Below are 13,311 nucleotides of genomic sequence, written 5' to 3'. Positions count from 1 at the left end.
GACAAGATGTTGCCTCTTTCGACAGGGAGTGGCTGGTTGGCTCGGACGTGCGGACCGCTCAGCCCTGGGGCGTGAAGTCGCGTCCGGCCTTGGAGGAGTGCGAGCCGCCGTCGACGAACAGCGACGTGCCCGTGGTGTACGCCGACAACGGGCTGGCCAGGTAGACGATGGCGTCCGCGACGTCGTTCGGCACGCCCAGCCGGCCGAGCGGCACCGACGTGCCGGGCTCGTCGGCGAGGTGCGTGTCCTGCTGGGTCATCGCGGTCTCGATGACGCCGGGGTGCACGGCGTTCACGCGGATCCCGCGCGGACCGAGCGAGGCGGCGAGCGAGTAGGTGAGCATCCGGACGGCGCCCTTGGAGATGTTGTAGGTCGGCATCGACGCCGACCCGAGCACGCCGCCGACCGACGAGATCGTGACGATCGCGCCCTCGCGGCCGCCGGCGACCATCGAGCGCGCTGCCGCCTGGCACGAGAAGAAGGTGCCCTTGACGTTGACGTCCATCATCGCGTCGTAGTCGGCCTCGCCGACCTCGAGCACGTCCTCCATCCGCAGGATGCCCGCGGCCGGGACCATGATCGTGACGCCACCGAACGCGTCGGCCGCAGCGACAGCCTCCTCGATCGAGGCGGGCGAGGTGACGTCGCACCGGACGAAGACCGACGGGACGCCGAGGTCGGCGAGGGCCTTCGTCGTCGGGTCCCCGCCCTCGCGCGGGTCCTCGCGGAGGTCGGCGACGACCACGGCGGAGACTCCGGCCTCGGCCAGCCGCAGGGCGGTCGACCGGCCGAGGCCGGAGGCGCCGCCGGTGACGACGGCAACCTGACCGGCGAGGAGGTCGGCCGGCCAGGAGCCCTGGCCGGGCTTCACGAGACGCCCGACGTGAAGGGCTTGAGGATCTGCGAGCCGATCAGGTTGCGCAGCGCCTCGGTGGTGCCGCCGCCGAGGGTGAACATGCGCGCGTCGCGGTAGAGCCGCTCGACGCGGATGTTGCGCGAGTAGCCCAGCGCACCGTGCAGCTGCAGCGCGGTGGAGCTGACCGTGATGGCGTTCTCGGCGGCGTGCAGCTTGGCGAGCGCGGCGAGCTCGGGGTCGGGAAGGCCCGACTCCGACAGCGACGCCGAGGCGGCGGCCCGGTGGATCAGCAGGCGCGAGGCGTCGAGCGCCAGGCGCATGTCGACGAGCTTCCAGCGCAGGCCCTGGAAGTCGGAGATCGGGTGCCCGAACTGCTGGCGCTGCGTCGTGTAGTGCAGCGCGTCCTCGTACGCCGCCTGGGCGAGGCCGAGCGCGACCGTGGCCGCGCCGACGCGCTGGTTGTTGTAGCGACCCATGATGTCCTTCAGGCCGAACATGAGGACGTTCGAGCGCGGGACGACCAGGTCGTTGAAGTGGACGTCCATCTCGGGGATGCCGCGCAGGCCCATCATGTAGTTGCGCTTGCCGAGGTCGAAGCCCTCGTCGTCGCGCTCGCAGTAGACCGCGCACAGACCCTTGTCCTCGCCGTCCTCGACCAGCTTGGCGACGACCACGTTGACGACGGAGTCCTTGGCGCCGGTGATCCAGGTCTTGGTGCCGTTGAGCACGACGGTGTCGCCGCGGACCTCGGCGGTGGTCGTCATCGCGTTGACGTCGGTGCCGCCGGCCGGCTCGGTGATCTGGATGACCGGCTTGTCGCCGCCCAGCACGAGGTCGGCGACGTGCTTCTTCAGCTCCTCCGAGCCCGCCCTCATGATGATGCTCAGCGCGCCGAGGTTGCCGTCGACGACGATGCGACCCGAGACGCCGCAGCCCTTCGCGATCTCCTCGATCACCAGCACCACGTCGTACAGCGACAGGCCGGGGCCGCCGTACTCCTGCGGGATGGTCATGCCCATGAAGCCCGCGGCGGCGAGCTCCTTGGCGTTCTGCATCGGGTAGTCCTCGGTGCGGTCGACCTCGGTCGCACGCTCCTTGAACACCTCGGAGAGCTCCCGCGCGCGGGCCTGCAGGTCGAGCTGCGCGGCGGTGGGGGTGGGGACGGTCATCGGGGTTCTCCTACGAGGTCGGTGGTCTCGAGCCAGGTCGTGGTGTGCCGGGAGCCGGCGAAGTCGGGGTGGGCCAGGACGCCGAGGTGCAGGGGCGCGGTCGTGGTGGGTCCGTCGATCCGCAGCTCCTGGAGTGCGCGGCTCATCCGGGCGATCGCGACGTCGCGGGTCGGGCCCCACGCGATGACCTTGGCGATCATCGAGTCGTAGTAGGGCGAGATCGTGTAGCCGGCCGTGCAGTGCGTGTCGATGCGTACGCCGATGCCGCCGGGCAGGTCGAGCTCCGTGATGGTGCCGGGGCGCGGCATGAACGTGCGCGGGTCCTCGGCGTTGATGCGGCACTCGATGGCGTGCGCGGCGGGCAGCTGCGAGGCGGGCTCGGTGATCGGGACCTCGCCGGTCGCGGCGAACCACAGCTGGGCGGCGACCAGGTCGACGCCGTGCACGACCTCGGTGACCGGGTGCTCGACCTGGATGCGGGTGTTCATCTCGATGAAGAAGAACTCCCGCGAGTCCATGTCGTAGAGGAACTCGACCGTGCCGGCCCCGGAGTAGTTGATGCCGGACGTCAGGGCGCGCGCTGCCTCGGTGAGCGCCGTCCGGGTCTCGGGCGAGAGCACCGGCGACGGCGACTCCTCGACGAGCTTCTGGTGGCGTCGCTGGACCGAGCAGTCGCGCTCGCCGAGCACCACCACTCCCCCGGCTCCGTCGCCGAAGACCTGCACCTCGACGTGGCGCGCGGCCTGGACGTAGCGCTCGACGTACATCTCGCCGGAGCCGAAGACCGCGAGCGCCTCGGCGCTGGCCTCGAGGTACTGGTCGACGAAGTCCTCCCGGCGCAGCACCGGGCGGATGCCCTTGCCGCCGCCTCCGGCCGCTGCCTTGAGCAGAACGGGGAAACCGACGGCCGCCGCGGCCGCGAGCGCCTGCTCGGGAGTCGCGTCGGTCAGCGTCGCGCCGGGCACCACCGGCACCTCGAGCTTCTCGGCGGCCTCGCGGGCCGCGATCTTGTCGCCCATGGTGTCGATCGCCTCGGCGCTGGGGCCGACGAAGGTGAGCCCGGCCTCGGCGATCGCCCGCGCGAAGGCGGCGTTCTCGGCGAGGAAGCCGTAGCCGGGGTGGATCGCGTCGCAGCCGGCCGCCTCGGCGACGGTCACGATGGTCTCGATGGAGCGGTAGCTCCTGGTGACGTCGGCCGGGCCGATGCACACTGCCCGGTCGGCGAGGCGGACGGCGAGGCCGTCGCGGTCGACGTTGCTGTGCACCACGACCGTCTCGAAGCCGAGCTCCTGGCAGGCGCGGACGATGCGGACGGCGATCTCGCCGCGGTTGGCGACCAGGACGCGGTAGCGCTCGCCGGCCCGGCCGACCGGGGCGGGTGCGGCGCTCATCGGCGGGCCAGCACGTGGACGGCTGCGGCGCCGTTGTCGACGCCCCAGATGCCGCCGCCGGTGCAGTGGGCGACGCCGACCCGGGCGCCGTCGACCTGGTTGGCACCGGTCTCGCCGCGCAGCTGGGCGACGAGCTCGACGACCTGGACCACGCCGGTCGCGCCGAGCGGGTGGCCGCGCGAGAGCAGGCCGCCGCCCGTGTTGACGGCAGTCTTCCCGGCGAGCGCCGACCGGCCGGAGAGCACGAAGGCCGCGCCCTCGCCCCGCTCGCAGAGTCCGAGCGCCTCGTAGTACATGACCTCGCCGATCGCTGCGGCGTCGTGGACCTCGGCCACGTCGACGTCCTTCGCGGTGATGCCGGCCTGGCCGTAGGCCTGCTCGACCGCGCGGAGGGTGATGTCGGGCCAGGCCATGTCGCGCCAGCCCTGGAAGAACTGCCCGCTGAGCACGGCCGAGGAGAGCACCTCGACCGAGCGCGCGTCGCCGACGGCAGCCGGGTCGCTGGTCACGACGACCGCGGCGGCGCCGTCGGCGTTGGGGCACATCTGGAGCAGGGTGATCGGGTCGGCGACCAGGCGCGACTCCATCACCTCGTCGATGGTGACGGGCGTGCGGTACTGCGCGTTCGGGTTGCGCGAGGCGGCGTCACGGCTCTTCACCGAGACCTGCGCGATGTCCTCCGGCTTGCCCCCGAAGCGGGAGAGCCACGACTCGGTGCGCATCGCGTAGGCGGCCGGCATGGTGAGGCCGGCCTTGATCTCGGGGTCCCCCGGGCCGATCGGCAGCAGCCCGCCGCCGAGCGCGCTGAGCTGCTCGACGCCGATCACGAGGACGGTCGTGAACTCGCCGTTCCTGACGGAGCGGTAAGCCTGCGCGAGGGCGCTGGCACCGCTGGCGCAGGCGTTCTCGAAGTTGTAGCAGGGCAGGCCGTCGAGGCCCATCTCCTTGCCGATGCGCTGGCCGACGAGCGAGCCGGCGTAGGCGTTGCCCGAGAAGAGCGCCTCGATGTCGGTGCGCTGGAGACCTGCGTCGCGGACGGCGGCGATGCCCGCCTCGACAGCGAGCGACTCCAGGGTGCGGTCACGGAACTTCCCGAACGGCGTCGTGGCCGCGCCCACGATGCGGGGGGTGGTGACAGCCATGTCAGGCCTCCTGCTCGGTCGGCGCGGACGCGTGGTCCACGGTGAAGAAGTGGTCACCGGTCTCGGCGTCGGCGTGGGTGGTCACCGTCATGCCGGGGGCGAGGGGCTGGTCCTCGGACCAGTTCACGACGCGGCCCAGGACGCGCACGTCTCCGGCGAAGTCGGCGTAGCAGAGGGCGTAGGGCACCTCGAAGAGCTTGCCCATCCGGACGACGGTCCAGGTGGCGATCGTGCCGGTCGGTGCGAGGTCCTGGGCGGGCAGGTCGGTCGCCCAGCACGTCGGGCACAGCTCGCGGGCGGGGTAGAAGCCGCGGTCGCAGGTGGCGCAGTGGGTGCCGGTGAGCGGGACCACGGCGAGGTCGAGGGTGTCGGTCATGGTTCTCTCCAGACTCAGGCGGGGACGGCGCCGGTCGCGCGGGCGAGCTGCTGGGTGTCGAGGCCGAGGGCGCCGAGGACGGCGTCGTTGTCGGCACCGAGCCGGGGCACGGTGCCCGCGGGGACGGGGCCCATGTCGCTCATGGTGAAGGGGGCGTGCGGCATCTTGATCTCGCCGACGTCGGGATCCTGCACGCGGACGAACATGCCGCGCGCCTCGAGGTGCGGGCAGCCGGAGATGTCGGCGGAGTCCTGCACGATGCCGGCCGGCACGCCGCCCTTCTCGAACGCGGCGACGACGTCGGCGCGGGAGCGCTCCTTCATCCAGGCGAGCATCGCCGGGAGGTAGCCGTCGGGGTTCGCGGCGCGGGCCGCGCCGGTCGCCGTGGCCGGGTCGGTGCCCAGCTCGGGACGGCCGATGATCGTCGCCACCCGACGCCACATCAGGTCGTTGGGCACGACCAGGGAGATGAAGCCGTCCGCGCACTCGTAGGCGCCCATCGGCGCCTGGAAGCGGTCGGGGCCGCGCGTGATGACGTCACCGGTGAAGGCGTGCTGCATCAGCGGGCGCTCGTTGAGCGCGACCATCGTGTCGTACATCGACACGTCGATCAGGCGGCCCGTGCCCGTGCGGGTGCGGTCGTAGAGCGACATGAGGATCTGGTAGCCGGTGAGGATCGCGGTGGTCATGTCGGCCAGGCCGTACATCGGCAGCTCGGGCGGCAGGTCGCCGCTCCGACCAGTCATGTGGGTGATGCCGGCCATGCCGAGGATCGCGGCGTCGAACGCGGGGCGACCGGCGTACGGGCCCTCGCTGCGGCCGTAGCCGGACACGGCGGCGTAGATGAGGCCGGGGTTGTCCGCGCTGAGGTCGGCGTAGCCGATGCCGAGCTTGTCGGTGGCGCCGGGACGCAGGTTCTCGACGACCACGTCGGCCGTCGCGACCAGCGCCTTGTAGGCCTCGCGGCCCTCCTCGCTCGCCAGGTCGAGGGTGACGCTCCGCTTGTTCCGGTTGAACGAGAAGAAGCCGCCCGAGACCGATGCGCCGTCCTCGCCGGTGAGCTGCGGCATGAACACGCGGCGGGGGTCACCGCCGTCGGGGCGCTCGACCTTGACCACCTCGGCGCCGGCGTCGGCCAGCCACATGGTGCAGTAGGGGCCGGAGATGTACTGCTCGAGCGCGACCACGCGGACGCCTTCGAGGGGCAGTCGGGACACGGGGACTCCTAGTTCGTGGATGGTTTCAGCGACTGACGTCGATGCGGACGTCGAGCCGGGAGATGTCGTCGCGGCCGGCGAGGTGGCCGACCAGGGCACCGAGCGGGCTGAGCTCGCGCACGGGCAGCTCGTCGGCGGGGTGCTGCCGCACGCTTGCGACCTGCGCCGGCTGGCAGAAGAGGGCGAAGAAGAGGTCGTCGTCGGTCGCGTCGGCCGGCAGGGTCGCGCGGATGCCCGGCAGCATCGGCTCGGCGTAGGCCGCCATCGGGTCGACCACCGGCTCGTCGCCGAGGATCCGGTCGAGCACGTCGGGGTTGATCGGACCGGGCGGCTCGCCGTAGTGGCCGGCGGCGTAGGTGCGCAGGTCGGCGGGCACGGTGTGGAACCGCTTGCCGTCGAGCACGTTGAGCATCGCCTGGACGCCGACGAGCTGGCTGAACGGCGTGACCATGCCGGGGCAGCCGAGGTCGACCCGCACCCGGGCTGCCTCCTCGAGCACCTCCGGGAGCCGGTCGATGAGTCCGAGCGACTCCAGCTGACCGACGTAGTGCGACATCATCCCGCCGGGGATCTGGTGCCCGACGTAGTCGCGATAGTTGTCCTCGTCGTAGGCGACGTGCGGCGCGAGCTCCTTGCCGTAGTCGTAGGCGACGTAGCGGAAGTAGGAGTCCATCCACGCGACCTCGTCCTCGTCGAGGTCGACGCGCACGCCCTCCTCCCTGGCGACGGCGATCAGGTCGGTCGTGGAGGGGACCGAGTTGCTGCCCGCGACGGAGCGAGCGGCGCTGGACAGGGCGGTGACGCCGTGGCGCAGAGCCTCGCGGTAGCACTCGAGGGCGAGGCCGGTCTGGTCGTGGACGTTCATCTCGATCGGGAGGTCAGGCGCGGCCGCACGGATCGCGGTCAGCAGGGGCCCGACGCGCTCAGGGCGCAGCACGCCACAGGCGTCGTAGAGCAGCAGCGCGGAGGCACCGTAGGACGCGAACTCCTTGGCCTTCGTGGCGAAGTAGTCGTCGGTGTGGATCGGCGACTCCGAGTAGATCAGGCAGGCCGAGCTGTGCAGGCCGAGCCGGGCGCCCTCGCGGATGTGGTGCTCGACGTTGCGGGTGTCGTTGAGCGCATCGAACATCTCGAACTCGTCGAGACCCATGCTCGCGAGGTGCTCGAAGAAGAACGTCACGGCGTCGTCGGAGTAGCGCTTCCAGCCGAACAGGTGACGGCTGCGCACCAGGATGGTGCTCGGGGTCTCCCCCATCAGCTGGCGCAGCAGCCGGAAGCGCTGGAGCGGGTCCTCCTCGAGGAACGACACCGCGACCTCGAAGCCGACGCCGCTGAGCAGGTTGCTGCGGGTGAACCCCGCGTTGGCGGCGTGCGGCGCCGCGGGGAGCATGTGCCGGGTCCGGAGCCGGTTGGCCCACAGCGACTGCGGACCGTCGCGGAACGTCTCGTCCGCGACCTTGAGGGTGAGCTGCTCGCTCGCGTCAGCGGGCACGATCAGGCCTCGATCCGGACCAGGACCTGCTCGAACTCCACGAGCTCGGCGTTGTCGACGCAGACCTCGACGACCGTGCCCGTGATGCCCGCACGGACGGTGTTCATCAGCTTCATCACCTCGACGATGCCGATGACGTCGTCGGCCGAGACCTGCTGGCCGACCTCGACGAAGGCCGGGGCGTCCGGGCTGGGCGCGCGGTAGAAGACGCCGGCGATCGGAGCGGTGACGGGCTCACCGCGACCCTCGGAGTCGGCGGCGACCGCAGGGGCGTCGTGCACCGGGGCGGCGGGAGGAGCAGGAGCGGCAGCCGGTGCGGCAGGAGCGGGAGCCGGAGGCGCGGCGACGAGCGCCGGCGCGGGAGCCGGGGCGGGGACCGGGGCGTGGACCGTGCCGCGCTCGACCTCGAGGCGGAGCGGGCCGTCCTTGTAGACCACGCGGGTCGGCAGGTCGGAGCCGTCGAGCATCGTCAGCAGCTCGACGACGGTGTCGAAGGTGAGCCCGCTGGAGGCCTTGCCGGACGTCTTGGCCATCGTCTTGTTCTCCTTCTCAGCACTGTCGGACCGACCGACGAGTGACGGCTGTCACGTTATGAGTCAACACTATGTCGTGTCAAGAGACATGGTGTCGTCTCTTGTGGGTACGACGACCCGGCGCGAGGAGGTGTGGCTCCCCGCGCTGGTCGCCGGCGGACCGGGTGGGGCTACTTCAGGTCGTAGGTGTGGAACTGCCGCGCGAGCCGGTAGTGCCCGATGTCCTCGCTCGGCTGGTCCGGGTCGTCGTCGTAGGCGCCGTCGGCGTAGTGCACCATCAGGGTCTTCTCCTGGAAGTCCTGTGGCATCGAGAGCAGGTCCTCGATCGGCGAGTGCAGGTTGCGGATGTCGGCGCCGAGGGCGTCGGTGGGTCCGAACCACGCGTCGTGCATGACCAGGTCGCAGTCGTCGAACCAGGCCCACTTCTGCTTGTCGACCCCGGCGTCGGGCGCGTAGCCGAACTTCACGCCGCCGAAGTCGAACTTGTACTGCAGGCACCGCGGGTGGTGCCGGGTCTCGGTGAAGTCGACGGTGAAGCCGCCCAGGTCCATCCCCGGCTCGATCGGCTGGGCGTCGAAGAACCAGTCGAAGTTCGCCAGCCCGCCGTCACCGCGTGCGGACTCCTCGAGCGAGGGACGCAGGCTCGACCAGATGTCGCTCAGCAGCCACTGCGGGGCGTACAGCTTGATCGGGTTCTCCGTCACGTAGTACTGGAGGTAGGCCAGCTCCTCGAGCCCGTTCACGTGGTCGGCGTGCATGTGCGTGATGAAGATTTCCCTGTACTGCGTGTGCTCGACCTGGCGGGTGCCCTCGCGATTGTTGGTCGCGAGCATCTTGGGCAGGTAGGGCGGGCAGTCCAGGAAGACCTCGCGCCCGTCGATGTCCATCAGCACGTGGGTGTTGAAGTGCCGCGTGGTGAAGGCGTCGCCCACGCCCAACGTGTAGAGCTTGACCGAGTCAGCCATGTCCGTGCCTTTCTGGAGAGGTGCTCTCGACGCTATTGCGGACCCGGAAGAACGGCAGGACCCACTCCCCGACCCGTGTCGGTACGACGTCGCAGCGGTCGCCGACGCGCGGGCGGCGGTCGTCGGGCAGGTCGTCGGTGAGCAGGTGCGTCAGCAGGGTCGCGCCCTCCTCGAGCCGGACGAGACCGACGTAGTAGGGAGCGAGCACGCCCCAGGAGGCCTGGCCCGGACGATGCACCTCCGAGTGGGTGACGAGCTCGGCCCGGCCGGTCGCGTCGACCAGTGAGAGGTCGTCGGACCAGCAGCGCACGCACCGGGTGCGGGGATAGCCCTGCGCCGCGCCGCACGCACCGCACGACTGGACCGTGAATCGGCCCGCGCGCAGGGCGTCCCACCAGGGTTGCGACTCCGCCGTCGGGGTCGGCGGTGCGACGGACAGGTCCGCGAAGGTCTCGAGGATGGTCACGGGGTCCCTCCCAGGACGACGGCGGCGGCCTCGCTCAGGGTCGCGCCGTTGCCCGTGACCATGCTGAGCCGCGGGTCCGGGACCTGGCGCTCCCCCGCCTCGCCGCGGAGCTGGCGCACCGCCTCGACGACGTGGGACATCGGCCCGGCCAGGCCGCACTGGCTGAAGCCGAGCTGGCCGCCGTGGGTGTTCAGCGGGAAGTCGCCGGTCGGCGAGAAGTCGTGGTCGGCCAGCCAGGGCCCGAACTTGCCGGGCCCCACGACACCGAGGTCCTCGAGGGTGACGCCGACGACGATCGTGTAGCAGTCGTAGAGCTGGTAGTTGCCGAGGTCGGCGAGGCCCACGCCGGCCTGGGCCATCGCGCGGGCCATCGCGTCCTTCAGGGGACCGGTGGTGATCGCCGGCGCACCCGACAGCGCTCGGTGGGTGACCTTCTCCCCCGCCCCGAGCAGGTGGGCGCCGGCCCGGCCGAGCGAGGTGGCCCGCTCGGGCGAGACGACGACGAAGGCGCTGGCGCCGGCGGCCTCCATGACAGCCTCGAGCATGTGGATCGGTGCGCTCACCATCGGCGAGTCGAGCACGTCGTCGACGGTGATCGGCGTGCCGTGGAAGATCGCCGCCGGGTTGAGCTGCGCGTTGGCACGCGCCCGCACGGCGATCTCGGCGAGCTCCTCGGCCGTCGTGCCGTAGGTGTCCATGTGCGCCTGCGCGATCATCGCGTACGTCGTGTTGGCGCCGCTGGCGCCGAAGGGGACGTCGTACTCCCGGATCGGGGCGCGGTAGCTCGACTTCGGGAACCCCGTCGCGGGACGAGCCGCACCGCCGACGCACAGCACCACCTCGCACATCCCCGCCCGGATGGCGGCCGCCGCGCGCCACACCATGCCGGCGGCGCTCGCGCCGCCGAGGTCGACGACGTTGGCCATCGTCGGGTGCAGCCCGAGGTACTCCGCGACCGAGGCGGGCACGTGCATCGGCATCTCGCCGTACTGCTGGCCGACGAGGAGGCCGTCGACGTCGTCGTGGCCGAGCCCCGCGTCGGCCACCGCCAGAGCGGCCGCCTCGGCCATCAGGCCGAGGGAGCTCTCACCGGTGGTGGACCGCCGCGGGGTCAGCTCGCCGATGCCGACGATCGTGGCAAGTGGCGCTCTCACGGGAGGCTCAGGAGGTCTTCTCGGCCTCGGCCGCGGCGACCAGCGACTTGCGGGGCGACATGTAGGTCAGCACCTCGCCGTCGAGCACGACCTGGCCGTCGGAGCGGGTCACGGTCTGCTTGAGCTTGGCGATCGGCTTGTCGTGGCGCACCTCGAGCACCTCGACGCGGGAGACGACCTCGTCGGGGATGTAGACCGGCGCGACGAAGCGCCAGTTCACCGAGAGGAAGACGCTGCCCGGGCCGGGGATGTCCTGGGCGCCGACCTCGCTGATGGCGCCGATGATCAGGCCGCCGTGGGAGATCCGGCCCTCGAACATCGTCGAGTCCTCGATGAAGGCGTCGTCGAAGTGCAGCGGGTTGTAGTCGCCGCTGGCCTTCGCGAACGCGTCGACGTCGTCCTGGGTGATGGTCCGGGTGCGCTCCGCGGTTTCGCCGACCACGAGGGGGCGGCCGAGGAAGGTGTTGTGCCAGACGGAGTTGGTCTCGTCGTAGGTGCTGTCGGGCATGGGTCGTTCTTCTCCTCTACATGGGGGGATGGTGGTTCAGGACCGCACCGCGAACGCGGTGAACTGGTCCAGCGAGTCGGGGTTCTGCATGGCACCGGGGGTGGCGACGTCGGCGACGGCGGCCCCCTCGAGGATCTTCTTGACCGGCACCTCGAGCCGCTTGCCGGTGAGGTTGCGCGGCACGTCGCGGATCGCGAGGACCTCGTCGGGGAGGTGGCGCGGCGACAGGTTGGACTTGATCGCGCCGCGGATGCGGCCGAGCAGGTCGTCGTCGAGCGCGTGGCCGTCGGCGAGCACGAGGAAGAGCAGCAGCCTGCCGCCTTCGCCGGGGCTGGGCTCGGCGTGCACGACGAGGGCGTCGTCGACCCCGGGCATCGCGTCGAGCAGCTCGTAGTACTCCGCCGTCCCGAGGCGCACACCGTCGCGGTTGAGGGTCGCGTCGGAGCGACCGTAGATCGCGCAGGACCCGTCCTCCCAGAAGGTGATCCAGTCGCCGTGGCGCCACATCCCGGGGAAGTCCTCGAAGTAGGCGGCCCGGTAGCGCGCGTCGTCGACGTCGCCCCAGAAGCCGATCGGCATCGAGGGCATCGGCCTGGTGATCACCAGCTCGCCCTGCTCCCCCACGAGCGGCGTGCCGTCTGCGGCGTACGCCGTCACCGCGACCGCGGGGTACGCCGACGCCATCCGGCCGGTGCGCACGTCCTGGGCCGGCGAGTCCCCGACGAAGCCGGAGCAGATGTCGGTGCCACCCGACCCGGACATGAGGCGCACGTCGTCGGAGATCGACGCACACCCCCACGCGGCCAGGTCGCCCGGGCATGCCGTGCCGGTGACGCCGAGCTGGAGGATCGCGGACGTGTCGACCTCCTCGCGCGGCACGAAGCCGGCCTTGCGGCACAGCTGGAGGAAGCCGGGCGAGGTGCCGAAGTGGGTGATGCCGGCGTGGTCGGCGATCCGCCAGAGCGCACCCACGTCGGGGGCGGTCGGGTTGACGTCGGTCGTGACGACGGCGGCGCCGAGGCCGAGGCCGGAGACGACGAGGTTCCACATCATCCAGCCGGTGGTGGTCTGCCAGAAGATCCGGTCGCCGGGCTGCACGTCGTGGGCGAAGGCCAGCGACTTGAGGTGCTCGAGGGTGATCCCGCCGTGGCCGTGGACGATCGCCTTCGGCAGGCCCGTCGTGCCGGACGAGAACAGGACGTAGAGCGGGTGGTCGAACGGCACCCGCTCGGCGACCGGCTCGGCGGGCGTCGCGACGAGCTCGGCCCAGGTCGCCGTCGCGCCCTCGACGGCCGGCGCACCGGCGAGGTAGGGCAGCACCACGAGCCGCTCGACCGACGGGAGCGAGGCCACGATCGAGGCGACCTCCTCGTGCCGGGCGACGTCCTTGGTGCCGTAGCGGTAGCCGTCGATGGCGACCACGACCTTCGGCTCGATCTGGCGCCAGCGGTCGATCACGCTCTGCACGCCGAACTCGGGAGCACACGAGGTGAACACCGCGCCCACACCGGCGCTGGCGACGAGCAGGGCGACCGTCTCGGGGATGTTGGGGAGGTAGGCCGCGACGCGGTCGCCCCGGCCGACCCCGGCGGCGCGGAGGCCCTCCTGGATCCGGCCGACCAGGTCGCGGAGCTCTGCGACGGTCAGCGTGGAGTCGGCGCGGCTGTCGGAGTAGCCCAGCAGGGCGACGTCGTCGTCCGCGCGACCCGGCATCGCCAGCATCCACTCGGCGTAGTTGAGCTCGGCGTCCGGGAACCACTCCGGCTTGAAGACCTGGTCACGCTGCTCCGGTCGCAGCGCGACGTGCCCGGTGCCGGGCAGGCCGCCCCAGTCCCACAGCAGCGACCAGAACGTGTCGTGCTGGTCGACCGACCACTCGAGGAACGCCTCGTAGCCGTCGAAGGACAGGTCGTGGTGCTCGACGAGCCAGGCGAGGAAGCCGTCGAGCGCGGTGGCGCGGCGGCCGTCGGCCGGCGTCCACAGCACCTCGGAGGGCGCCTGGTCCAGGTCGGGGGCAGCGGTGAGGGTCAACGGGGTGGCTC

At 71.4% G+C, this 13,311-nt stretch carries 13 protein-coding genes; all 13 read right to left on the bottom strand.

Annotated features, from left to right (window positions below; all coding sequences use genetic code 11):
• Nucleotides 1–58 precede the first annotated feature (58 nt).
• A complete protein-coding gene (locus BLV76_RS13240; protein ID WP_090969548.1) occupies nucleotides 59–871 on the bottom strand; it encodes an SDR family NAD(P)-dependent oxidoreductase in 813 nt (270 codons plus the stop codon).
• Nucleotides 868–2,025: an acyl-CoA dehydrogenase family protein gene (locus tag BLV76_RS13235; RefSeq protein ID WP_090969547.1), complete on the bottom strand. Its 1,158-nt coding sequence runs from the start codon at nucleotides 2,023–2,025 to the stop codon at nucleotides 868–870. The genes BLV76_RS13240 and BLV76_RS13235 overlap by 4 nt, the downstream gene beginning before the upstream one ends.
• The gene (locus BLV76_RS13230) at nucleotides 2,022–3,416 is read right to left on the bottom strand and encodes an acetyl-CoA carboxylase biotin carboxylase subunit (protein WP_090969546.1); all 1,395 of its coding nucleotides are present in this window, start codon (nucleotides 3,414–3,416) and stop codon (nucleotides 2,022–2,024) included. The genes BLV76_RS13235 and BLV76_RS13230 overlap by 4 nt, the downstream gene beginning before the upstream one ends.
• A complete protein-coding gene (locus BLV76_RS13225) occupies nucleotides 3,413–4,558 on the bottom strand; it encodes a thiolase family protein (RefSeq protein ID WP_090969545.1) in 1,146 nt (381 codons plus the stop codon). The genes BLV76_RS13230 and BLV76_RS13225 overlap by 4 nt, the downstream gene beginning before the upstream one ends.
• Before the next feature lies 1 nt (nucleotide 4,559).
• Nucleotides 4,560–4,934 (bottom strand): Zn-ribbon domain-containing OB-fold protein, encoded by a 375-nt coding sequence (locus BLV76_RS13220; protein ID WP_090969544.1) that lies wholly within the window; start codon nucleotides 4,932–4,934, stop codon nucleotides 4,560–4,562.
• Nucleotides 4,935–4,948: 14 nt separating this feature from the next.
• A complete protein-coding gene (locus BLV76_RS13215) occupies nucleotides 4,949–6,151 on the bottom strand; it encodes a CaiB/BaiF CoA transferase family protein (RefSeq protein WP_175539672.1) in 1,203 nt (400 codons plus the stop codon).
• Nucleotides 6,152–6,176: 25 nt separating this feature from the next.
• Complete coding sequence (locus tag BLV76_RS13210; protein ID WP_090969542.1) at nucleotides 6,177–7,643, bottom strand: hypothetical protein; 1,467 nt, start codon at nucleotides 7,641–7,643, stop codon at nucleotides 6,177–6,179.
• A gap of 2 nt (nucleotides 7,644–7,645) precedes the next feature.
• The gene (accB, locus tag BLV76_RS13205; RefSeq protein ID WP_090969541.1) at nucleotides 7,646–8,176 is read right to left on the bottom strand and encodes an acetyl-CoA carboxylase biotin carboxyl carrier protein; all 531 of its coding nucleotides are present in this window, start codon (nucleotides 8,174–8,176) and stop codon (nucleotides 7,646–7,648) included.
• A gap of 170 nt (nucleotides 8,177–8,346) precedes the next feature.
• The gene (locus BLV76_RS13200; protein ID WP_090969540.1) at nucleotides 8,347–9,141 is read right to left on the bottom strand and encodes an MBL fold metallo-hydrolase; all 795 of its coding nucleotides are present in this window, start codon (nucleotides 9,139–9,141) and stop codon (nucleotides 8,347–8,349) included.
• Complete coding sequence (locus BLV76_RS13195) at nucleotides 9,134–9,607, bottom strand: Zn-ribbon domain-containing OB-fold protein (protein ID WP_090969539.1); 474 nt, start codon at nucleotides 9,605–9,607, stop codon at nucleotides 9,134–9,136. Before BLV76_RS13195 ends, BLV76_RS13200 begins: the two co-directional genes overlap by 8 nt.
• The gene (locus BLV76_RS13190; protein ID WP_090969538.1) at nucleotides 9,604–10,761 is read right to left on the bottom strand and encodes a thiolase family protein; all 1,158 of its coding nucleotides are present in this window, start codon (nucleotides 10,759–10,761) and stop codon (nucleotides 9,604–9,606) included. The genes BLV76_RS13195 and BLV76_RS13190 overlap by 4 nt, the downstream gene beginning before the upstream one ends.
• Nucleotides 10,762–10,768: 7 nt before the next feature.
• A complete protein-coding gene (locus BLV76_RS13185) occupies nucleotides 10,769–11,269 on the bottom strand; it encodes a MaoC family dehydratase (RefSeq protein WP_090969537.1) in 501 nt (166 codons plus the stop codon).
• A gap of 36 nt (nucleotides 11,270–11,305) precedes the next feature.
• Complete coding sequence (locus BLV76_RS13180) at nucleotides 11,306–13,300, bottom strand: acetoacetate--CoA ligase (RefSeq protein WP_245734668.1); 1,995 nt, start codon at nucleotides 13,298–13,300, stop codon at nucleotides 11,306–11,308.
• Nucleotides 13,301–13,311: the final 11 nt, after the last annotated feature.

This window comes from Nocardioides exalbidus, assembly GCF_900105585.1.
Lineage (GTDB): Bacteria > Actinomycetota > Actinomycetes > Propionibacteriales > Nocardioidaceae > Nocardioides > Nocardioides exalbidus.
The sequence above is the reverse complement of the archived record's forward strand: the minus strand, read 5'-3'. Positions and strand labels throughout refer to the sequence as shown.